The 21,656-nt window shown below is 71.1% G+C and carries 21 protein-coding genes; 10 read left to right on the top strand and 11 right to left on the bottom strand.

Going from position 1 to position 21,656, the window contains the following annotated elements; translation table 11 throughout:
• Nucleotides 1-261 precede the first annotated feature (261 nt).
• The 4 genes from ACFWBY_RS31850 to ACFWBY_RS31865 all read left to right on the top strand — a co-directional run bounded on the left by ACFWBY_RS31850 (nt 262) and on the right by ACFWBY_RS31865 (nt 5,188).
• Nucleotides 262-1,545 carry an extracellular solute-binding protein gene (locus ACFWBY_RS31850; RefSeq protein WP_385341191.1) on the top strand — a complete coding sequence of 428 codons (1,284 nt, stop codon included), beginning with the start codon at nt 262-264 and terminating at the stop codon, nt 1,543-1,545.
• 218 nt (nt 1,546-1,763) lie between these two features.
• Nucleotides 1,764-2,789, top strand: a complete 1,026-nt coding sequence (locus ACFWBY_RS31855; protein ID WP_385341189.1) for a carbohydrate ABC transporter permease — start codon at nt 1,764-1,766, stop codon at nt 2,787-2,789.
• Nucleotides 2,790-2,836: 47 nt separating this feature from the next.
• Nucleotides 2,837-3,673: a carbohydrate ABC transporter permease gene (locus ACFWBY_RS31860; RefSeq protein WP_385341215.1), complete on the top strand. Its 837-nt coding sequence runs from the start codon at nt 2,837-2,839 to the stop codon at nt 3,671-3,673.
• A 6-nt stretch (nt 3,674-3,679) separates the two neighbouring features.
• The gene (locus ACFWBY_RS31865; protein ID WP_385341187.1) at nt 3,680-5,188 is read left to right on the top strand and encodes a glycoside hydrolase family 3 protein; all 1,509 of its coding nucleotides are present in this window, start codon (nt 3,680-3,682) and stop codon (nt 5,186-5,188) included.
• Nucleotides 5,189-5,299: 111 nt separating this feature from the next.
• Here the strand turns inward: ACFWBY_RS31865 and nagB are convergent, their stop codons facing one another.
• The gene (gene nagB, locus ACFWBY_RS31870; protein WP_385341185.1) at nt 5,300-6,085 is read right to left on the bottom strand and encodes a glucosamine-6-phosphate deaminase; all 786 of its coding nucleotides are present in this window, start codon (nt 6,083-6,085) and stop codon (nt 5,300-5,302) included.
• Between the two features lie 190 nt (nt 6,086-6,275).
• A complete protein-coding gene (locus tag ACFWBY_RS31875) occupies nt 6,276-7,037 on the bottom strand; it encodes an SDR family oxidoreductase (RefSeq protein WP_385341183.1) in 762 nt (253 codons plus the stop codon).
• Nucleotides 7,038-7,117: 80 nt separating this feature from the next.
• On the opposite strand from ACFWBY_RS31875, the gene ACFWBY_RS31880 reads away from it, so the two are divergent.
• Together ACFWBY_RS31880 and ACFWBY_RS31885 are read left to right on the top strand one after the other, a co-directional pair.
• Nucleotides 7,118-7,711: a TetR/AcrR family transcriptional regulator gene (locus ACFWBY_RS31880; protein ID WP_385341182.1), complete on the top strand. Its 594-nt coding sequence runs from the start codon at nt 7,118-7,120 to the stop codon at nt 7,709-7,711.
• 397 nt (nt 7,712-8,108) lie between these two features.
• Complete coding sequence (locus tag ACFWBY_RS31885) at nt 8,109-9,578, top strand: sensor histidine kinase (protein WP_385341213.1); 1,470 nt, start codon at nt 8,109-8,111, stop codon at nt 9,576-9,578.
• Between the two features lie 170 nt (nt 9,579-9,748).
• Here ACFWBY_RS31885 and ACFWBY_RS31890 read toward each other — a convergent pair whose 3' ends face one another.
• Entirely contained in the window at nt 9,749-10,006 is a 258-nt protein-coding gene (locus ACFWBY_RS31890; protein WP_004937597.1) for a WhiB family transcriptional regulator, read from the bottom strand.
• A 333-nt stretch (nt 10,007-10,339) separates the two neighbouring features.
• Nucleotides 10,340-11,305 carry a diacylglycerol/lipid kinase family protein gene (locus tag ACFWBY_RS31895; protein ID WP_385341180.1) on the bottom strand — a complete coding sequence of 322 codons (966 nt, stop codon included), beginning with the start codon at nt 11,303-11,305 and terminating at the stop codon, nt 10,340-10,342.
• Nucleotides 11,306-11,390: 85 nt separating this feature from the next.
• Between ACFWBY_RS31895 and ACFWBY_RS31900 the strand changes: the two genes are divergently transcribed.
• On the top strand, nt 11,391-11,828 hold the full coding sequence (locus ACFWBY_RS31900) for a hypothetical protein (RefSeq protein WP_385341178.1): 438 nt from the start codon (nt 11,391-11,393) through the stop codon (nt 11,826-11,828).
• A 28-nt stretch (nt 11,829-11,856) separates the two neighbouring features.
• On the opposite strand, the gene ACFWBY_RS31905 is transcribed toward ACFWBY_RS31900, so the two are convergent.
• From ACFWBY_RS31905 to ACFWBY_RS31915, 3 genes are all read right to left on the bottom strand, one after another.
• On the bottom strand, nt 11,857-12,909 hold the full coding sequence (locus tag ACFWBY_RS31905) for an RNA polymerase sigma factor SigF (protein ID WP_385341176.1): 1,053 nt from the start codon (nt 12,907-12,909) through the stop codon (nt 11,857-11,859).
• Nucleotides 12,906-13,319: an anti-sigma regulatory factor gene (locus ACFWBY_RS31910; protein WP_214949331.1), complete on the bottom strand. Its 414-nt coding sequence runs from the start codon at nt 13,317-13,319 to the stop codon at nt 12,906-12,908. The genes ACFWBY_RS31905 and ACFWBY_RS31910 overlap by 4 nt, the downstream gene beginning before the upstream one ends.
• Before the next feature lie 226 nt (nt 13,320-13,545).
• On the bottom strand, nt 13,546-13,806 hold the full coding sequence (locus tag ACFWBY_RS31915; RefSeq protein ID WP_385341175.1) for a UBP-type zinc finger domain-containing protein: 261 nt from the start codon (nt 13,804-13,806) through the stop codon (nt 13,546-13,548).
• Nucleotides 13,807-13,870: 64 nt separating this feature from the next.
• Between ACFWBY_RS31915 and ACFWBY_RS31920 the strand changes: the two genes are divergently transcribed.
• A complete protein-coding gene (locus tag ACFWBY_RS31920) occupies nt 13,871-15,451 on the top strand; it encodes a Na+/H+ antiporter (protein ID WP_385341173.1) in 1,581 nt (526 codons plus the stop codon).
• Nucleotides 15,452-15,484: 33 nt separating this feature from the next.
• On the opposite strand, the gene ACFWBY_RS31925 is transcribed toward ACFWBY_RS31920, so the two are convergent.
• The 4 genes from ACFWBY_RS31925 to ACFWBY_RS31940 all read right to left on the bottom strand — a co-directional run bounded on the left by ACFWBY_RS31925 (nt 15,485) and on the right by ACFWBY_RS31940 (nt 18,937).
• Complete coding sequence (locus tag ACFWBY_RS31925) at nt 15,485-16,375, bottom strand: 1-aminocyclopropane-1-carboxylate deaminase/D-cysteine desulfhydrase (RefSeq protein ID WP_385341171.1); 891 nt, start codon at nt 16,373-16,375, stop codon at nt 15,485-15,487.
• Nucleotides 16,376-16,428: 53 nt separating this feature from the next.
• Nucleotides 16,429-17,019, bottom strand: a complete 591-nt coding sequence (locus ACFWBY_RS31930; protein WP_385341169.1) for an N-acetylmuramoyl-L-alanine amidase — start codon at nt 17,017-17,019, stop codon at nt 16,429-16,431.
• Nucleotides 17,020-17,111: 92 nt separating this feature from the next.
• Complete coding sequence (locus ACFWBY_RS31935) at nt 17,112-18,308, bottom strand: globin domain-containing protein (protein ID WP_385341167.1); 1,197 nt, start codon at nt 18,306-18,308, stop codon at nt 17,112-17,114.
• A 176-nt stretch (nt 18,309-18,484) separates the two neighbouring features.
• A complete protein-coding gene (locus ACFWBY_RS31940; protein ID WP_385341165.1) occupies nt 18,485-18,937 on the bottom strand; it encodes an RrF2 family transcriptional regulator in 453 nt (150 codons plus the stop codon).
• Between the two features lie 221 nt (nt 18,938-19,158).
• Here ACFWBY_RS31940 and ACFWBY_RS31945 point away from each other — a divergent pair, with 221 nt between their 5' ends.
• Nucleotides 19,159-20,565 (top strand): family 2B encapsulin nanocompartment shell protein, encoded by a 1,407-nt coding sequence (locus ACFWBY_RS31945; protein ID WP_385341163.1) that lies wholly within the window; start codon nt 19,159-19,161, stop codon nt 20,563-20,565.
• Nucleotides 20,566-20,607: 42 nt separating this feature from the next.
• A complete protein-coding gene (locus ACFWBY_RS31950) occupies nt 20,608-21,654 on the top strand; it encodes a family 2 encapsulin nanocompartment cargo protein polyprenyl transferase (protein WP_385341161.1) in 1,047 nt (348 codons plus the stop codon).
• The last annotated feature ends 2 nt before the right edge of the window (nt 21,655-21,656 follow it).

Below are 21,656 nucleotides of genomic sequence, written 5' to 3' on the forward strand. Positions count from 1 at the left end.
GTCACCGGCTCCTCCGATATGTGCGGTCACATCGTGACACGGGCGGGAGGACAGGCCTCCTCCCTCCCCCAGGTGTCGGTCCGATAACGGACCGAGCACCCGCTCATTAGACCCTTGACACCCCTAAAGGTCTAGGCCAAGCTCCAGCTGCTGGTCTACACCAATATGGATCAGATCCCGGCCCCACGGGCAGTACTTGACGCTTTTGAGTCACCGCGGCGGGCGAGGGAAGTTGCAGGCAGCATCCCTGAGGAGGGTGGCGTGAAGCGCAAGCTCATCGCGGCGGTCAGTGTCGCGGGCATGATGGTCGGAGTCGCGGCGTGCGGCAACGGCAGCGACGACAAGGCGAAGACCGACGCGGGTGGCGCCAAGGAGATCACCGTCTGGGTGATGGACGGCTCCGCACCGAAGACCTGGATCGACGCGGTCAACGCGGAATTCTCGGCCAAGCACCCCGGTGTCACGGTCAAGGTCGAGGTCCAGCCCTGGAAGGGCATCCAGGAGAAGGTCACCACGGCCCTCTCCGAGAACACCCCGCCGGACGTCCTCGAGCTCGGCAACACCCAGACCGCCGGTTACGCGGTCACCGGTGGCCTCGCCGACCTGACCAAGGACAAGTCCAAGCTCGGCGCGGACGCCTGGCAGAAGAGCATGCTCGCCTCGGCCGAGATCGACGGCAAGCTCTACTCCGCTCCGTGGTACGCGGCCAACCGCGTCGTCATCTACGACAAGAAGGCCTTCGAGAAGGCCGGCGTCACGGCGCCGAAGACCCGCGACGAGTGGGTCGCCGGTCTGGAGAAGCTGAAGGCGGCCGACCCGGCCTCGCAGCCGATCTACCTGCCCGGCCAGAGCTGGTACGTCCTCGCGGGCCTCGTCTGGGACGAGGGCGGCGACCTCGCCACCAAGGACGGCGACAAGTGGAAGGGCGGTCTCGGTACCCCCCAGGCCGCTTCCGCGATGGAGTTCTACAAGAAGCTCCAGTCCTTCTCCACCGCTCCGAAGGACAAGGACGAGGCGACCCCGCAGCAGTCCACCGACATCGTTCCCAAGGGCGGCGTCGCCTCCTGGATCGGTCTCGGCTGGGAGGCCGGCGGTGCCGAGAAGGCGCTGAAGGAAGCGGGCAAGGAAGCCGACTTCGGCTACTTCCCGATCCCGGGCAAGACCGCCGACAAGCCGGGCACCGTCTTCCTCGGCGGCTCGAACCTGGCGATCGCCGAGCGCTCCAAGAACAAGGACCTCGCCAAGGAGTGGCTGGCCCTCGCCGCAGGCAAGGACCAGATGACCAAGTACGCCGCCGAGACCAAGGGCGCGCTGCTCCCGAACCAGGTCGGCGCGAACTTCGCCCCGCCGGCGGGCTCCTTCGCCGAGGCGATGGGCAAGGCGGGCCTCAACGGCAAGATCACCCCGGTCACCCCGGGCTGGGCGAACGTCGAGACCGAGCCGAACCCCATCAAGGAGTTCATGACCAAGGTCCTGAAGGGTGAGGACGCCGCCAAGGCCGGTGCGGACGCGGACAAGGAAATCGCGAACCGCATCAACAAGTAACACCCCGCGGTACCGGCAGGACCAGTAGTACGGGCAGTACGCGAGTACGGCAGTACGGGCGGTTCCCGGAGTACCAGAAGTGAACGCACCGGGGGTGCGGCGGGCGCCCGCAGCGCCCGCCGCGGCCCCCGGTCGCGCATTGACAGACGCAAGCGCCGCCTGCTCCGAGCGGGGAAGCGGGTACGAGTCGCCACAGTCAACCGCGAGGAAGCCAAGACATGACCGTGCACTCCCAGGGAGCGGCGACCTCCGCTCCACAGGACGCACCACACGAGTCCGCCGGGCCGGCCCAGACGCCGCCGCCCACCGGAGCGACGAAGGCGGCGTCCACGTCTCCTCGCGGGGGCAAGAGGTCGCTCCCCTCAGGGTGGTTGCCCTACCTCCTGATCGGGCCGGCCGTGCTCAGCATGGCGACCCTCCTGCTGTACCCGCTGGTCAAGAACATCATCCTGTCGTTCCAGAAGGTCGACAAGATCGAGTTCATCCAGCGGAAGTCCCCGTTCAACGGCGTGGACAACTACACCGAGCTCCTGGGTGACGCGCAGTTCTGGACCGTGGTGGTCCGCAGCTTCCTCTTCACCGCCGCCAACGTCCTCCTGATCATGGTGATCGGCAGCCTCATCGGTCTGCTGCTGAACCGGCTCGGCAAGTGGATGCGCCTGGTCCTGTCGATGGCGCTGGTGATGGCCTGGGCCATGCCGATCGTCGCCTCCGTAACCGTCTTCCAGTGGCTGTTCGACGAGCAGTTCGGCGTCATGAACTGGGTGATGCGCACGCTCGGTTTCGCGGGCTACGACCAGCACAACTGGTTCGAGACCGGCCTGTCCACCATGGTGATCATCACGGTGCTGGTGGCCTGGGGGTCCATTCCCTTCGTCGCCCTGAACATGTACGCGGGCCTCACCACCGTCAGCGGCGAGCTGTACGAGGCCGCCCGCATGGACGGCGCCAACGGGTGGCAGACCTTCTGGAAGGTCGTCTTCCCGAACCTCAAGTCGTTCTTCCTGGTCACCACGTTCCTCGAGGTCATCTGGGTCTTCAAGGCCTTCACCCAGATCTACGCGATGAACAAGGGCGGCCCCGACCGCGGCTCCGAGACCCTGACGATCTACGCGTACGTCGAGGGCCAGAGCCAGGGCCACTACGGCCTGGCCGCGGCGATCTCCGTCCTGACGATCGTGATGCTCGTGGTCGTCATGTCCTTCTACTTCCGTCTGATCCTGAAGCAGGAGGAGGAGCAGTGAGCACGACCACCGCCCCGAAGCCCGCGCCGTCCGCGAAGCCCCAGCAGCTGCGCAACCGCCGGCCGGTCCGCCCCGCCGCGGTCGTCAAGAACGTCGGCGCCCTGCTGCTGGCCGTCCTCTTCGTCTTCCCCGTCTACTGGATGTTCTCCTCGGCGCTCAAGCCGTCCAGCGAGATCCTCTCCAAGGACCCCGTCTTCGTCTTCACGCCGACGGCGGACAACTTCACCAAGGCCACCGGCGTCGACCTGTTCTGGACCTACGTCACGAACAGCTTCATCGTCACCGTCGGAGCCGTCGGTCTGGCCCTGGTCGTCGCCCTCGCGGCGAGCTTCGCCATCGCCCGCATGAAGTTCAAGGGCCGCAAGGGCCTCGTGCTCGGCGTGATGATGGCCCAGATGGCCCCCTGGGAGGTCATGGTCATCGCGATGTACATGATCGCCCGCGACTCCGAGATGCTCAACAGCCTCCCGTTGCTCACCGCGATCTACTTCGTGATGGTCCTCCCCTTCACCATCTGGACCTTGCGCGGCTTCATCGCCGCCGTCCCGGTGACCCTGGAGGAAGCCGCCCAGATCGACGGCTGCACCCGCGGCCAGGCCTTCCGCAAGGTGATCCTCCCCCTGCTGGCCCCCGGCCTGATGTCCACCTCGCTCTTCGGCTTCATCACGGCCTGGAACGAGTTCGCGATGGTGCTGATCCTGAACAAGGACAAGACCGCGCAGACCCTGCCGCTGTGGCTGACCCAGTTCCAGACGGCCTTCGGCAACGACTGGGGCGCCACCATGGCCGCGTCCTCGCTCTTCGCGGTCCCGGTGCTGCTCATCTTCGTCTTCCTCCAGCGCAAGGCCGTCGGCGGCATGACCGCCGGCGCCGTGAAGGGATAACGGCCCATGACTGTCCTTGCGCACCGTAGGACTGCGCCCGACGCGAACGACGGCTTGGCCCGGGACGCGCTCGCGGTCCTCCAGCCCGGCTTCGAGGGCACCACCGCCCCCGCCTGGCTGCTGCGACAGGTCTCCGAGGGCCTCACCGCCGTCGGCCTCTTCGGGCGCAACATCGCCTCGCCCGAGCAGCTCGCCGCGCTGACCGCGCAGCTGCGGGGCGAGCGGGACGACATCCTCGTCGCCATCGACGAGGAGGGCGGCGACGTCACCCGCCTGGAGGTCCGCGGCGGCTCGTCCTTCCCCGGCAACCTGGCCCTCGGCGCCGTCGACGACGTCGACCTGACCCGCGACGTCGCCCGCGAGCTGGGCCGCCGCCTCGCCGGGTGCGGGGTCAACCTCAACTGGGCCCCGTCCGCCGACGTCAACTCCAACCCGGACAACCCGGTCATCGGCGTACGGTCCTTCGGCGCCGACACCCAGCTCACCGCCCGGCACACCGCCGCGTACGTCGAGGGCCTCCAGGCCGCCGGCGTCGCCGCATGCACCAAGCACTTCCCGGGCCACGGCGACACCAACGTCGACTCGCACCACGCGCTGCCGCGCATCGACGTGGACCTCGACACCCTGACCGCGCGCGAACTCGTACCGTTCCGTGCGGCCATCGAGGCCGGCACCAAGGCGGTCATGAGCGCGCACATCCTCGTCCCCGCCCTGGACCCGACCAGGCCGGCCACCCTCAGCCCGCAGATCCTGACCGGTCTGCTGCGCAAGGAGCTCGGCTACGACGGCCTCATCGTCACCGACGGCATGGAGATGAACGCCATCGCCGGGACGTACGGGATCGAGCGCGGCTCGGTGCTGGCCATCGCGGCCGGAGCCGACGCCATCTGCGTCGGCGGCGGTCTCGCCGACGAGAACACCGTGCTGCGCCTGCGCGACGCCCTCGTCGCGGCCGTGCGCGAGGGCGCACTGCCCGAGGAGCGGCTCGCCGAGGCCGCCGCCCGGGTCCGCTCGCTGGCCGAGTGGACCCGTCAGGTCCGCCAGGGCGCGCGGTTGGAGGGGAGCAGCGCGCCCGGCATCGGACTGGCGGCGGCCCGCCGGGCCGTGGTCGTGACGGGCTCGCCCGCCGCGGCCGCCCCGGTCAACGCCCCGTACGTCGCCACGCTCACCCCGGTCGCGAACATCGCGGTCGGCGACGAGACCCCGTGGGGGGTGGCCGGGGAACTGGCCGCGCTGATCCCGGGCACCGAGTCGGGCGTGTACCCGCAGGGTTCGGGCGCCGGGGACATCCTGGCCGCCGCGGGGAGCCGTACCGTCGTCGCGGTCGTGCGCGACGCGCACCGCCACCCGTGGATGACCGAGGCGCTGGACGCGCTGGTGGCGGCGCGGCCGCAGACGATCGTGGTCGAGATGGGCCTGCCGCGGGCCGAGCCGCGCGGCGCGCTGCACATCGCCACGCACGGCGCCGCCCGCGTGTGCGGGCGGTCGGCCGCGGAGATCATCGCGGGCGTCTAGATCGTCTCCAACCGACGGACACCCCCGTCACGGGGGTGTCCGGGTCCGCCGTGTCCGGGTGCGGCGAAGGCCGGGCTCCCAGGGGCAGCCCGGCCTTCGCCCACCGCGTGCTTACAGGCCCTGCCAGGCGGGCTTGTTGACGTACGTGTGGCGGAAGTAGTCCGCCAGCTTCAGCTTGGACGCTGCGGCCTCGTCCACGACGACCGTGGCGTGGCGGTGCAGCTGGAGCGCGGAGGCCGGTACGAGGGCGGACAGCGGCCCCTCGACGGTCTGCGCGACGGCCTCGGCCTTGCCCTCGCCCGTGGCCAGCAGGACCAGGTGGCGGGCGTCGAGGATGGTGCCGATGCCCTGGGTGATGACGTGGTGCGGCACCTGCTCTATGTCGTCGTCGAAGAAGCGCGCGTTGTCGACGCGGGTCTGCTCCGTCAGCGTCTTGATGCGGGTGCGGGAGGCGAGCGAGGAGCAGGGCTCGTTGAAGCCGATGTGTCCGTCGGTGCCGATGCCGAGCAGCTGCAGGTCCACGCCGCCGGCGGCGGCGAGGGCCCGGTCGTACGCGTCGCAGGCGGCGACGATGTCGGCGGCGCTCCCGTCGGGGCCCATGAAGGAGTCCTCGGACAGGCCCAGCGGCTCGACGACCTCGCGCAGGACGACGGCGCGGTAGGACTCGGGGTGTCCGGCGGGCAGGCCGACGTACTCGTCGAGCTGGCAGATGCGGGCCTTGGAGGCGTCCACCGTGCCGGCCTTGACCTGGGCGGCGAGGGCCTCGTAGATGGGCAGCGGGGTAGAGCCGGTCGCCACGCCGAGCAGGGCGTCGGGCTTGCGGCGGACCAGGGCGGCCATGGCCTCCGCGATGAGCTCGCCGCCTGCCTTGGCGTCCGGGACGATGACAACTTCCACGCGGGGCCTGCCGATCTGGAGTGTGACGTTGTGGTATAGACCAATCTAGCAGAGGCGGCCGCCCGTTGCCGGGCTTTCTCCACTGTCCATGGTGGTCCGGATCGGCCGCCGAGGCCTCCCGGAAACCCGGCCGCCGGCGGAGCCGTTCCGGCCGCCGCCCCGGGGGGACGGCGGCCGGAGGCGGGGCCCGCTACAGCAGCGCGAGCTGGAGGCCGCCCGTCGCCGAGAGGTGCTGGCCCGTGACCCAGCGGGAGTCGGGGGACGCGAGGAAGGCGACCACGTCCGCCACCTCCTCGGGAGTTCCGACGCGGTGGAAGACGGAGCGGGAGGAGGCGTGCGCACGGGCTGCCGGGTCCGCCAGCCAGTCCGCGTTCAGATCGGTCGCGGTGATCCCCGGGCCCACCGAGTTCACCGTGATGTTCCGCGGCGCGAGCTCGGCGGCCAGGGAGACCGTCAGCGCGTTCACCGCGCCCTTGGCCATGACCGTGGCGAGGATCGCCGGCAGGGCGATGTCGGGGGTGCCGGTCACGTTCACGATCCGGCCGCCGTCCCGCAGCCGCCCCAGACCGTGCTTGATCACGAAGAACGGCGCCTTCGCGTTGAGGGCGAGCGCCCGGTCGTAGGTCTCCTCGTCCGTCGAGGAGATGTCCGCGAAGGCGGCCGCACCCGCGTTGTTCACCAGGATGTCGACCTCCTCCGTGGCCATCGGATGGGCCGCGTACGCCGCCCAGAGCGCCTGCGCGTCGCCGGGGACCCCCAGCTCCGCCCCGACGGCGAAGGCCTGGCCGCCGGCCGCTCCGATCGAGTCCACGGTCTCCTTCGCCGCCGCCTCGTTGCTCCCGTAGGCCACCGCCACCAGCGCCCCGTCCCGGGCCAGCCGCTGCGACACGGCCCTGCCGATGCCCCGGCTGCCGCCCGTGACCAGTGCCGTCTTCCCCTTGAGCACGCCCATGGCGCGCCCCCCTTTCGATAGTGGTCGCTACAGAAAGGGACGGTACCAGATACCGTAACGACCGCTATAGAATGTGTCGCATGGTGACAGGACAGCGCGGCAGGCCCCGCTCCTTCGACCGCGACGCCGCCCTCGGCAAGGCGATGTTCGCCTTCTGGGAGCGCGGCTACGAGGCGACGTCGATCTCCGACCTCACCGCCACGCTCGGGATCAGCGCACCGAGCCTCTACGCCGCCTTCGGTGACAAGCGCAAGCTCTTCGACGAGGTCGTGGTGGTCTACGGAGGCCGCTACGGGGATTTCGCGGCCGTCGCGCTCGCCGAGGAGCCCACCGCCCGCGCGGCCGTGGCGCGCGTCCTGCGCGAAGCGGCCGGTGTCTACACGGACCCGGCCCACCCGCCGGGCTGCATGGTGATCAGCGCGGCCGTCAACACCACCTCGGACGAGGTCGCCGAGGCGCTGCGCGAGCGGCGCGAGGCCAGCCTGACGATGTTCGAACGCCGGATCCGGGCCGACGTGACCGCGGGCGTCCTGCCCGCCGGTACGGACGCGCGGGTGCTGGCACGCTACTGCGGGGCCGTGCTCCAGGGCATGTCGCAGCAGTCGCGCGACGGCGCGAGCCGGGAGGACCTGGAGGCGGTGGCGGAGACGGCCCTGCGGGCCTGGCCCCGTTAGCGGCGGTGCGCGATGGGCGCGGTACCCGGGGACGACACGGGATCCGGCGCGGATTCCTCTGGGCCACGGTGCCGAACGGGACCCTCAGCCCGCCCGGCACCGTAGCCCGGAGTACTTACGGCCGACGGGTGTGCGGTGCCCGACAGCCGGTGGGAGGAGTCCGCGCGGTCAGGGCAGAGCGCGCGGCTTACCTCGATCCGTCCTCCTGTGCGGGGAGGGCGGAGGTCTGGTTGCAATTGTGGACTAGACCAATCTGTTCTGTCTATCCAATGACGGGGCCCACGATCCCGTCACTTCCTCCAAGCGTACGCGGAACCGGGCTCTCCTGGATACTCCGCGCCATAGCGCTGGGGAAAGTCATGGCCCATACCCGGGGTACGCTCGCCACGTGCCCTCCATGAACGACCTCGTACGTCAGCACACCGCTCTCAGCGAAACCGAGCTGGAGTGGCTCCACCTGCTGGTCTCGGAATGGCAGCTGCTCTCCGACCTCTCCTTCGCGGACCTGGTGCTGTGGGTGCCCACCCTCGACGGCACCCGGTACGTCTCCGTCGCACAGATGCGCCCGAACACCGGCCCCACCTCGTACCAGGACGACATGGTCGGCCACCTGGTCCCGCGCGGCCGCCGCCCGCTGCTCGACGCCGCGCTCGACGAGGGCCGCATCGTGCGCGAGGGGGACCCGGAGTGGCGCGAGGAAGTACCGGTCCGCGTCGAGTCGATCCCCGTGCGCCGCGAGGGCCGGGTCCTCGGTGTGATCGCACGCAACACCAACCTGCTCACTGTGCGTACACCCAGCCGGCTGGAGCTCACCTACCTCCAGTCCGCCTCCGACCTGGCCCAGATGATCGCCGCGGGATCCTTCCCCTTCCCCGGGCAGCAGGTCGACATGGACGCCTCGCCGCGCGTCGGCGACGGCCTGATCAGGCTCGACGCCGAGGGCGTGGTGACCTACGCCTCCCCGAACGCGCTCTCCGCTTACCACCGGCTCGGCCTCGCCTCCGACCTGGTCGGCCAGCACCTGGGCAACATCACCTCCGAACTCGCGCCGTCCCGCGGCCCGGTGGACGAGGCGCTGGTCAAACTCGCCAGCGGCTGGGCACCGCGGGAGACCGAGGCCGAGGGCAGCACCGGGGTCATCCAGCTGCGCGCGATCCCGCTCAAGCCCAAGGGCACCCGGATCGGCTCCCTCGTCCTGTGCCGCGACGTCACGGAACTGCGGCGTCGCGAACGTGAATTGATCACGAAGGACGCGACCATCCGGGAAATCCACCACCGGGTGAAGAACAACCTCCAGACCGTGGCCGCGCTCTTGCGCCTACAGGCCCGCCGGATGGATTCGCCGCAGGGCCGCGAAGCGCTGAACGAGGCGGTCCGCCGGGTCGGTTCGATCGCGATCGTGCACGAGACGCTCTCTCAGAACCTGGACGAGCGGGTCGAGTTCGACGAGATCGCCGACCGGGTGATCGCCATGGTCGCCGAGATCTCCCCGGGCAAGGTCGACTGCCGGCGCACCGGCCGCTTCGGAATCCTGGACGCGGAGGTCGCCACGCCGCTGTCGATGGTGCTGACGGAGATCCTCCAGAACGCCCTGGAGCACGCCTTCACCCAGGGGGAGGGCGGCACCGTGGAGGTGTCCGCGTCCCGCTCGGGCGCCGGCCGCGCCGAGGCCCGGCTGGTGATCTCGGTGGTCGACGACGGATGCGGCCTGCCCGAGGGCTTCGACCCCCAGAAGGCCGGCAATCTCGGGCTGCAGATCGTACGGACCCTCGTGGAGGGCGAGCTCGGCGGCACCTTCGACATGGTTCCCGTCGAGCCGCGCGGCACCAAGGTGGTCCTGGACCTGCCGGCGAGCCCGCAGAAGTAGGCACGGGCAGGGCCGGGAAGGAGCGTCCTCCCGGTCACTCACCGTGACGTACGGGGCTCCGGACAGCACTGAACCCCGTACCGAATGGTTGTCGGTACGGGGTTCGAGAGCACGTTGCTGAGCGCTTGAAGGGGTACTACGCGCTGCGGCTCGAGGCTCGAAAGTCGATGTCAGGCGGTGGCGTTGCGCGCCCGATTGCGAGCGGCGCGGCGCTTCATCGCGCGGCGCTCGTCCTCGCTGAGACCGCCCCAGACACCGGAGTCCTGACCGGACTCGAGCGCCCACTGCAGGCACTGCTCCATGACGGGGCAACGGCGGCAGACGGCCTTGGCTTCCTCGATCTGCAGCAGCGCAGGACCGGTGTTGCCGATGGGGAAGAAGAGTTCCGGGTCTTCCTCGCGGCAAACGGCGTTGTGACGCCAGTCCATGGCTGCTCCATCTCCTTGTATTGCGGGCAGGGTTGCTTGTGAATGTGAACGCTTTCACGAATCCCTTCGCGAGGGAAGGGAGACCACCCAGTTTGGTCAAAAGCTCGCCCTGGGAGGCCGGAGATTCGTGGAGGGGTTCTGGCGGTCTGTGTGGGTGCCGGGTTCTGCGGGCTGTCCCGATCGCCATGTAGAGATTCGCAAACCTCGGACGGGGATACAACCCCTTCCGGAAAGTTTTTTTTGATTCGTCGGTGTCTACTAGGTCACAGCCCTACTTCGTGGGGGTGGACCGGCGTGTAAACGTTCGAGTGAAAGGCCTTAAGGCCCTTCCGCTCACACAATCACACGCAGTGCACGACGTACGCCTGTGAACCGAACGCTGGTGCGCAGGCCGAGGTGGTCTCCGTCCATCTGGAACGGAAGCGGAACCTTCGAATGCAAGGTGAAGTCCGTCAGATCGTGCAGAGACACCGCATGCTTGCCGTGCGGGCCGCGCTCAGGAGTCGAGGTCAGGAGCTGTGTCGCGTAGCGCGCGACCGCCGGAGTTGACAAACGGTCGAGCGCCAATACGTCAAGTGCGGTATCGAACGACGCCTCCGGTGAGGCGTAAAGCGGGCGATTGCCCAGGTACGTCCACGGTGAGGTGTTGCACACTATCGACAGCACCAGGTTCGTCACCGGATCCGCGCCGGGGCGCTCCAGCGTGACCGTACCGTGCCTCCGGTTGGGCTCTTCCCAGAACTGGCGCATCAGCTGTCGTACATACAGGGCGTGCGTCGAACGCTTACCCCGTTCGCGCTGCTGTTCGACCCGGCCCACCACGCCCGCGTCGAAGCCGAAGCCCGCGCAGAAGGTGAACCAGCGCGCCGGCACCGACTCGTCCTCGGTCCCCGGGGTACCTGCCGCCAGCCCCAGGCCCACCGTCCGCTCGCGCTGCTCCCGCAGCGCGTCCAGCAGGGCGCCGGTCGCCTCGACCGCGTCGTTGGGCAGGCCGAGCGCGCGGGCGAACACATTGGTGGAACCGCCGGGGACCACGGCGAGGCCCGGGAGCCGCTCCGGGTCGGGTCCCTCGTGCAGCAGCCCGTTGACCACTTCGTTGACGGTGCCGTCACCGCCCAGCGCCACCACCAGGTCGACACCGGTCTCGGCCGCCCTGCGCCCCAGGTCCCGGGCGTGGCCGCGGTACTCGGTGGTGACGGCCTCCAGCTTCATCTCGCTGGCCAGGGCATGGGTCAGGACGTCGCGCGTGCGCGCACTGGTGGTCGTCGCTGCTGGGTTGGCCACGAGAAGTGCACGCATGGGCGTCAGCCTACCGACCCGTTCACAGGCGGCCCATACTGGCCGTCCCCTCCGGCGTCGCGCGGCCCGCGGCTACCCTGCTGGGGTGAGTACGAAGCCCAGCCCCACCCCGCCCGCCACACCCACCGCGCCGCCCCGCCGGCTCATCGCGGCCGCCGCGCTCACCGCGCTGGAGGGACTGGCCCTGGCCGGCCTCGGCGTCTACTTGCTGTACGTCGGCATCGCCGGCGACGCCGACTCCCCGCGGCAGGCCGAGACGGGCGGGATCACCCTGCTCCTGATGGCCGCACTGCCGCTGGTCGCGGCGCACGGCCTGCGCCTGGGCCGCCGCTGGAGCCGCGGCCCGACCCTGATCACCCAGCTGCTCGCCCTGCCGGTGGCCTGGACGCTGTGGAGCTCCGGCGGCGCGGTGGCCGCCGCCGCCGCGGCCCTCGCCGTGGCCGCGGTGGCCGTCGTGGGACTCCTGCTGAATCCGACGGCCACCGAGGCGCTGGGCTTCGACTCCGGGGAAGAGGCCCGCTAGGCCGTCTCCGGCCTGACCCCTCCCGGGCCTACTCCTCGACCAGGAGCTTCTCGCGGAGCTGGGCCAGGGTGCGGGCCAGCAGCCGCGAGACGTGCATCTGCGAGATGCCCACCTCCTGCGCGATCTGCGACTGGGTCATGTTGCCGAAGAACCGCAGCAGCAGGATCCGCTTCTCCCGCGGCGGCAGTCCCTCCAGCAGCGGCTTGAGGGACTCGCGGTACTCGACCCCCTCCAGCGCCTCGTCCTCCGAGCCCAGGGTGTCCGCGACCGCCGGCGACTCGTCGTCGGTGTCCGGGACGTCCAGGGAGAGCGTGCTGTAGGCATTGGCCGATTCCAGTCCCTCCAGCACCTCCTCCTCGGAGATCCCCAGCCGCTCGGCCAGCTCGTGCACCGTGGGGGAGCGGCCGTGCTGCTGGGACAGTTCCGCCGTCGCCGTGGTCAGCGAGAGCCGTAGCTCCTGCAGACGCCGGGGGACCCGTACCGCCCAGCCCTTGTCGCGGAAGTGGCGCTTGATCTCGCCGACCACCGTGGGCGTGGCGTACGTGGAGAACTCGACCCCGCGGTCCGGGTCGAACCGGTCCACCGACTTGATCAGGCCGATGGTGGCGACCTGCGTCAGGTCGTCCAGCGGCTCGCCACGGTTGCGGAAGCGCCGCGCCAGGTGCTCGACCAGCGGCAGGTGCATCCGTACGAGACGGTTGCGCAGCTCGGCCTTCTCCGGCGAGCCGTCGGGCAGCGCCCGCAGCTCGATGAACAGGGCCCGCGCGCCACTGCGGTCGCGCGGATCCGGCAGTGGCGCCGGCGCGGTGAACACCGGGGCCGCGGGGGCCCCCGGTGTGTCCGGGGCCGGGGCCGGCGGGGCCGTGGCAGCGGCCCCCGGTGGCTGGACCGGCAGTGGTTGGTCGTGCTGGTTCTCGCTCACAGGGCCCGCCCGTCGCTCCGCCGAGTCCAAAAAGCCGTCTTCCGCATCCGTGTCAGCCGGGTGCGGCCGGGCGTGCTGCTGCTCCGGAATTCCGCCGTCGACCTCGTGCCGTACCCGGGGCCGATCCCCGCCCCACACCGGGACCTCCCCGCCGCTCACGCCGGGCCTGGTCCCGCGCCGCGCTGTTTGTAGAGGCTGATGCTCACCGTCTTGTTCTCCTCGACCGTGGCCTCGACCTTCCCGGCCAGCGCCGAGAGGACCGTCCACGCGAACGTGTCCCGCTCCGGGGCCCGGCCGTCAGTGGTCGGGGCGGAGACGGTCACCTCCAGCGAATCGTCCACCAGCCGGAAGACGCAGCTGAGGACGGAGCCCGGCACGGCCTGCTGGAGCAGGATCGCGCAGGCCTCGTCCACCGCGATGCGGAGGTCCTCGATCTCGTCGAGGGTGAAGTCCAAACGTGCCGCGAGGCCGGCCGTGGCCGTCCGCAGCACAGACAGGTAGGCACCCGCAGCGGGCAGCCGGACTTCCACGAAGTCCTGGGTCCCGGGCTCGCCTGCGATCTGGGACACCCTCACCTCCAAGGTGGTACGAGCTCTGTTCGCCGGTGACGCTATCGCGATCCGGGCGATCGTGTCGCGGCCCCCCGCTCGAGAGTGCGAGGCCCCGTCGAACATAGCTGGCCGAGCGGCCTTGCCTGCGCCCAGTGACCGATGGTAAGCCCATCGGTACGCACAGTGGCTAGGGGTCTGCGCGGCTCAAATCAGGGGAACCGGCGGAGGATTGACCTACCCCGCTTCAGACGATCGAACCGTCGACAAAACACCATCGCCAGGTCTCGCCCGGTTCGAAGCTGCGCATCACCGGATGGCCGGTCTCCCGGTGGTGCGCCGTGGCGTGCCGGTGGGGGGAGGAATCGCAGCAGGCGACGTGCCCGCACCCCAGGCACATCCGCAGCTGCACGGGATGGCTGCCGAGCGCCAGACATTCGGGGCAGGTCTGGGCAAGCGGGATGGGCTCGGGGCGCGGCAGTTCGGGAACGTGGGTGCACTCGCTCATGATGGCCAGCGTACTGAGGCGCGGGCGCGCGAGGGCGATTCGAATCGGACGAGGGTGATCTTCGATGGAAGTATTGCCGCTGGTGGCGCTGGTCGCCGGCTGTGCGATCGTCGCGGGCCTCGCCCGCCGCACCCCGGTGCCGGCCCCGCTGCTGCTGGTCGCCGCCGGGCTCGTCGCGGCCTATGTGCCGGGCGTGCCCCCGTACGCGCTCGACCCGCACATCGTGCTGCCCCTGCTGCTCCCGCCGCTGCTGTACACGGCCGCGATGGACAGCTCGTACCTCGACCTGCGGGCGAACATGCGGCCCGTGGCGCTGCTCTCGGTGGGCTATGTGCTCTTCGCGACGCTCGTCGTCGGATACGCGGCCTACCTGCTCGTACCAGGGCTGCCGCTGCCGGTGGCGCTGGTGCTGGGCGCGGTCGTCGCCCCGCCCGACGCGGTCGCGGCGACGGCCATCGCGCGCAAGCTCGGCCTGCCGAACCGGATCACGACCATCCTGCAGGGCGAGTCCCTGGTCAACGACGCCACCGCGATCACCGCGTACAACGTCGCGGTGGCGGCGGCGGTCGGCGCGAGCGCCGGCTGGGCGGGCGGGATCGCGGAGTTCCTGCTGGCCTCGGTGGGCGGCGTGGGGATGGGCCTGCTGCTGATGGTGCCGATCCACGTACTGCGCAAGCGGCTGCGCGAGCCCCTCCTGCAGAACACGCTGTCGCTGCTGATCCCCTTCGTGGCCTACGCGGCCGCCGAGCGGGTGCACGCCTCGGGCGTCCTGGCGGTCGTGGTGGTCGCGCTGTACCTGGGGCACCGGAACTGGCAGGTCGACTTCGCGACCCGGCTCCAGGAGGAGGCGGTGTGGAAGATGGTCGCTTTCGTACTGGAGTCGGTGGTCTTCGCGCTCATCGGACTCCAGCTGCCCGTGGTGCTGAAGGGGCTGGGCGAGTACGAGGGCCTCGCCGCGGCCGGCTATGCGCTGGCGGTCTTCGCGGTCGTGGTGGCGGCCCGCTTCGCATGGGTCTTCCCGGCGACGTTCCTGCCCCGGCGCCTCTCGCGGCGGATCCGGGAGCGGGAGCCCGGGACGAACTGGAAGGGGCCGGTCGTCGTCGGATGGGCCGGGATGCGCGGCGTGGTCTCGCTGGCGATCGCCTTCTCCGTGCCGATGGGCGTGCCGCACCGCAACCTGATCCTGTTCCTGACGTTCACGACGGTCATCGGCACGCTGGTCGTCCAGGGCCTGACGCTCCCGCCGCTGATCCGCCTGCTGCGCCTGCCCGCCCGGGACGTGCACGCCGAGACCCTTGCGGAGGCCCAGGCCCAGAGCGAGGCCTCGCGGGCGGCGGACGAGCGACTGACGGAGCTGCTGGCCTCACCGGCGAACGCGCTCCCGCCGCCGCTGGCGGACCGGCTGCGGACGGTACTGGAGCGCAGGCGCAACGCGGTCTGGGAGCGGCTGGGGGAGGTCAACGCGGTGACCGGCGAGTCGGCGGACGACGTGTACCGCCGGCTCGCCGGCGAGATGATCGCGGCGGAGCGGGAGGTCTTCGTGTCCCTGCGGGACGCGCGCCGCATCGACGACGAGATGCTCCGGGTCCTGTTGCGCCGCCTGGACCTGGAGGAAGCGGCGGCCTACCGGGAGGAGTCCGGGTAGCGGCCGGCCCCCGGGTGGCCGCCGACGGGTGGGTTACGGGCGGCCCGTGACGACCGCCGTCAGCGTGGTGCCCCGGGGGAAGGCGCCGGCGCGGGTCAGGGCGAGCAGGGCCCAGAGGAGCTTCGCCACGTAGATCCGCTCGACCGGCAGGCCGTGACGGGACTCGAAGTCCGCGGCGAAGGCCTCCAGGGCGTCCGGGACACGGGCGTAGCCGCCGTGCGCGAAGCCGTCGGCCAGTGACCAGTCGCCCGCCGGGCCGCCGAAGGCCGCCGCCTGGAGCGAACGTATCTCCGCTTCCAGGAAGCCGCCCCCGACCACGGGGACGCCCACCGCGCGCTGGCCCGCGGCGAGCCCCGCCGCGAGCCCGGCCAGCGTCCCGCCGGTACCGCAGGCCAGCGCGACCACGTCGCACGTCCCCCGCAGTTCGTGCCCCAGCTCGGCGCAGCCCCGTACCGCGAGCGCGTTGCTGCCGCCCTCGGGGATGACGAAGGCGTCCCCCGCACCCGCCCGCGCCGGCAGCCCGGCCTTGTCCCGGTAGGCGGAGCGCGTCACGAAGTGCAGCCGCATGCCGTCCGCCGCGCACCGGGCCAGCGAGTCGTTCAGCGGGAGCCCGGCGAGCTCGTCGCCCCGTACGATCCCGACCGTCTCCAGCCCCAGCAGCCGGCCCGCGGCGGCGGTGGCCCGCAGGTGGTTGGAGTAGGCCCCGCCGAAGGTCACGAGAGCGGTACGGCCGTCCGCGACGGCGGCCCGCAGATTCGGTGCGAGCTTGCGCCACTTGTTGCCGGGCAGCTCCGGATGGACCAGGTCGTCCCGCTTGAGGAGCAGCCGCACCCCGTGCCGCTCGAACCGCTCGTCGCGCGCCTCCTGCAGCGCAGAGGCCGGACGGGGCCGCAGGATCGGGTCGGGCTCGACTGGACGCTTCACGCCCCCATTGTGTGCCGCGCCCCTCCCGCCGTGCCCGCGGGCCCCGGCGGGGGTCATTTCAGGCGTTCCTCGATGCGGTCGCGCATCGAGGACATGGTGAAGCCCTTCGGGTCGATCTTGCCCGGCTGCCATTCGAGGTGGCCGATGACGGAGCGGGCCGACCAGCCGTGGGCGCGGCACAGGGCGGCCGACGCGCGGGCCATCGCTTCGATCTGGGCCGGCGGCCAGGGGTCCTCGCCGTCGCCGAGGTTCTCGCATTCGAAGCCGTAGAAGTGCCGGTTGCCGTCGGTGTCGGCCTGGCGGTCCGGGGGGAGGCGCTTCTCCGCGATCACCGCCGCCAGGACGTCGGAGTCGCCCGCGCCGGCGTGGTTGGCGCGGCCGTAACCCACGAGGTGGACCCGGCCGTCCTTGGTGATCACGCCGTGGCAGAGCGGGCCGGGGAGGGCCTGGTCGCCGTCCCGGCAGAGGCGGACGGTGTACGCCGTCCCGTGCGTGACGGTGTGGTGGAGCACCACCCCGTGCACAGGGCCCCAGGGGCCCTTGTGGTTGCGGTTGTGGGTGCGCCACTGGCCGACTTGGACGACGGTGAGGCCCTCGGCCCGCAGGACGCTGATGAACCGGTCGGCGGACAGGGGTGCGGACATGGCCGCCTCCTTGACTGTGCGTGAGGGGATCGTCACACACCGGTGTAGTGGAGGCAGTCAATCCGCCGCAAGGGCGCGTGGCACGGCGCGCGTTACGCGGAGGCGAGCCACAGGTCGGGGCCGAACACCTCGTAGTTGATGTCCGCCGGCGCCACGCCCTTGGCGATCAGCTGCTCGCGCGCCGCCCGCATGAAGGGGAGCGGCCCGCACAGGTACGCCTTGGTGCCCGGGGCGACGGGCACGTCGCCCAGGTCGAGCCGGCCCTCGCGGTCGCCCGGCTCCGCCCCGGCCTCGTACCAGAAGTGCGCCTCGGCGTCCGGGAGCTTGTGGGTCAGCGCCCGGTGGTCCGCGCGCAGGGCGTGGTCGGCGGGGGAGCGGTCGGCGTGCAGGACGGTCACCGGGGCCGCGTGCGCCACGTCGGCGAGGTGCTCCAGCATCGACAGCATCGGGGTGCAGCCGATGCCGGCCGAGGCGAGGACCACCGGCGCGGCCGTGTCCTGGAGCACGAGGTCGCCGTAGGGGGCGGAGACGCGCAGGGTGTCCCCGGTGCGGACCTCGGTGTGCAAGTGGTGGGAGACCTCGCCGTCGGGGCCGGCGGCGGCCGGGCCGTGCACCCGCTTGACGGTGATCGAGCGGACCGGTGATCCGGGGGCGCTGGACAGGCTGTACTGGCGGATCTGGCGAGCGCCGTCGGGGAGTTCGACCTGGACGGAGACGTACTGGCCGGGCGTGAAGCCGGGCGCGGGCGCGCCGTCGGCCGGGGTGAGGTGGAAGGTCGTGCAGTCCGCGGTCTCCTCGACGCGGGCGGCGACCGTCCAGGTGCGCCACACGTCGCCGGCGGCGATCCGCCGGCCGGCGTAGAGGCGCTCCTCGATGGTGGCGAGGGCGTTCGCCATCAGCCAGTAGACCTCGTCCCAGGCCTCGGCCACCTCCGGGGTGACGGCATCGCCGAGGATCTCGGCGATGGCCTCGAAGAGGTGCTCGTGGACCACCGGGTACTGCTCGCGGGTGACGCCGAGCGAGGCGTGCTTGTGGGCTATGCGGCCCAGCATCACGTCGGGTCGGGTGTCCGGGTGCTCGACGAGGCGGGTCGCGAAGGCGGCGATGGAGCCGGCGAGGGCCTGCTTCTGGAGGCCGGAGTTCTGGTTGCCGCGGTTGAAGAGGTCGCGGAGCAGCTCGGGGTGGGCCGCGAAGAGCTTCTCGTAGAAGAGCTCCGTGATGTCGCCGATCGCCGCGCCGACGGCGGGGAGTGTGGCTCGTACGGTCGCGGTCGACTTCTCGGAAAGCATCGGGTGGACTCCTCGGGGTGGGTCGTGAATTGGTATGTGAGATGCGTATTTGTGGAAACGGATGTACAGGCGTCTCGCGTGGTGCGGACTTCTGTTCGAGGTGCGGTGAGGTCCGGGTGGGGCGGGCCGTCCGGTCGGCGCGAACCGGCCATCCGGACCCGCGGGCAGGCCTGCCGTCAGGACCCGCCGGCCCCCGGCGATCTGCCCGAAATGCCCAGCAGGAGCGGGCCGGTCGGCGCCGCGACCAGGTCGTTCACCGTCAGCGGGTCCAGCGAGGCGAAAAAGGCCTCCTGGGCCCGGCGCAGCGCTCCGCGCAGCACGCAGGCGCCGCGCAGCGGGCAGGGGGCGGCGCCGTCGCAGTCCACGACGTCGCCGGCGCCCTCCAGCTCGCGGATCACGAAGCCCACGGACGCCGCACGCCCGGCGGAGGTCAGGGCGAGCCCGCCGCCGCGCCCGCGACGGGCTTCGACCAGGCCGAGATGCTGCAGCTTGGCGACCGCTTTGGCGGTGTGGGTGTACGGGACCTCCATGGTCGCCGCCACCGAGCGCGTCGTGGGGAGGTCCGTCTGCTCGACGGCCAGGCGCATCAGTACGCGCAGCGCCAGGTCGGTGAATCGGGTCAGCCGCATGGGTCCACCGTAGAAAACTTGCATCTCGCGTGCAAATTCAAAGGGGCCGCGCACCGGGGGTGGCTGAAACCCATGGGGTCCAGGGGGCTCCGAGGAGGGTCCGGAGCCCGATGCCCATCCTCGGACGGAGTAGTCCCACCCTTTTGTGTAATGGTCCGATCACGGTTCGTACTGGAAGGCTTCCGTCCCGCAGATCAATGGAGTGATCGAAAGGGAAATACATGTCGGTCCAGGCAGGTTCCGAATCCGAGACCCAGGCACCGCAGCGCAGTCTGGGCACATCGGCCGCGCGGAACTTGGCAACCACGACCAAGTCCGCGCCGCAGATGCAGGAGATCACCTCGCGGTGGCTCCTGAAGATGCTCCCCTGGGTGTCCGTGCAGGGCGGCACGTACCGGGTCAACCGGCGGCTGAGCTACTCGGTCGGCGACGGACGCGTGGAATTCATCAAGACCGGCACGCAGGTGCAGGTGATCCCCGCGGAGCTCGGCGAGCTCCCGCTCCTGCGCGCGTACGACGACCTCGACGTCCTGACCGAACTGGCCGCGCGCTGCCACCAGATCGACTTCGAGGCGGGCCAGGAGCTCACCTCCTTCGGCAGCCCCTCCGACAAGGTGTTCCTGCTCGCCCACGGCCGCGTCGACCAGATCGGCACCGGCCCCTACGGTGACGACGCCGTCCTGCGGACCGTCGCCGACGGTGCCTACTTCGGCGAGGACGCCCTCGTCGACGAGGAGGCCATCTGGGAGTACACCGCCCGCGCCGCCACCGCCGGCACCGCGCTCGTCCTGACGCGCCAGGACTTCCAGATCCTCGCCGACCGGGTCGACTCGCTGCGGGCGCACGTGGACTCCGTACGGGACCTGCCCGAGCAGCACACCAACAAGTACGGCGAAGCCGCCATCGACCTCTCCGCCGGCCACCAGGGCGAGGCCGTGCTGCCCGGCACCTTCGTGGACTACGACGCCCGCCCGCGCGAGTACGAACTCTCCATTGCACAAACGGTCCTGCGGGTCCACACCCGCGTCGCCGACCTGTACAACCAGCCGATGAACCAGACCGAGCAGCAGTTGCGGCTCACGGTCGAGGCGCTGCGCGAGCGCCAGGAGCACGAGATGCTCAACAACCGCGACTTCGGCCTCCTGCACAACGCCGACTACGACCAGCGCATCCAGCCCCACGACGGCGCGCCCAGCCCGGACGACATGGACCAGCTGCTCAGCATGCGGCGCGGCTCCAAGTTCTTCCTGGCGCACCCCAAGGCCATCGCCGCCTTCGGCCGCGAGTGCAACAGGCGCGGGCTGTACCCGGAGTCGGTCGAGATCGGCGGGCACCGGGTTCCGTCCTGGCGCGGGGTCCCGATGTTCCCCTCCAACAAGATCCCGATCAGCGACGCCCGCACGACGTCCATCCTGTGCATGCGCACCGGCGAGGACGAGTCGGGTGTCATCGGCCTGCACCAGCCGGGGATCCCGGACGAGATCGAGCCGAGCACCTCGGTGCGGTTCATGGGGATCAGCGAGCAGGCGATCATCTCCTACCTGGTCACCGCCTACTTCTCGGCCGCGGTGCTCGTGCCCGACGCCCTCGGCGTCCTGGAGAACGTCGAGATCGCCCGCTGGCGCTGAGGCCGGCACCAGATCACCGGGACAGGACGGGACGGACGCGCCATGTCGACCACTGAGGCGATCACCACCGGCGAAGGGCAGGAAGCCGCCGCCCTGCTCGAACGGACAAGGGAAACGGTCAACCCGGAACTGCGCCGGACCGTCGAGAGCCTGCCCGGCTCGATGCGGCGCGTCGCGATGTACCACTTCGGATGGGAGCACGAGGACGGAACGCCGGCCGCGGGCAGCGCCGGCAAGGCCATCCGGCCCGCCCTGGTCCTCGCCGCCGCCCAGGCCCTGGGCGCGGGCGGCGGTACGGGGGGCGCGGTACGGGCCGCGGTCGCCGTCGAGCTGGCGCACAACTTCACGCTGCTGCACGACGACGTCATCGACCGGGACGCCCGCAGACGCGGCCGGGCCACCGCCTGGACGGTCTTCGGGACCCCGGACGCGATCATCACGGGCGACGCCATGCTGGCGCTCGCCCTGCGACTGCTCGCCGAGGACCCGCACCCCGCCTCGGCGGCGGCCTCGGCCCGGCTCGCGGCCTGCGTCATCGAGCTGTGCGCGGGCCAGCAGGCGGACTGCGCCTTCGAGCAGCGGCCGCACGTCTCGCTCGACGAGTGCCTGACCATGGCGACGGCCAAGACCGGGGCCCTGCTGGGCTGCGCGTGCGCGCTCGGCGCGCTGTACGCGGGGGCCGGCCCGGACGAGGTCGACGCCATGGACGCCTTCGGGCGGGAGGCCGGCCTGGCCTTCCAGCTCATCGACGACCTGATCGGCATCTGGGGGGACCCCGGGCACACCGGGAAGCCCGCCGGAGCCGATCTGCTCGCCCGCAAGAAGTCCCTGCCGGTCGTGGCCGCCCTCACCTCGGGCACCGCGGCGGGGCGGGAGCTGGCCGAGCTGTACGCGGGCCCCATGGCCGGGGACGACGTGTCCCGGGCGGCCGACGCCGTGGAGCGGGCCGGCGGGCGGGACTGGGCGCAGGCCCACGCCGCCGACCGGATGGGGCGGGCGGTGCAGCAGTTGTCGCGGGCCGTCGCCGACCTCGGTGCGGCGGGCGGACTGCTGGCGCTGGCGGAGTTCGTGACGCGGCGGACCAAGTGAGC

This window comes from Streptomyces sp. NPDC060049 (assembly GCF_042736715.1).
Lineage (GTDB): Bacteria > Actinomycetota > Actinomycetes > Streptomycetales > Streptomycetaceae > Streptomyces.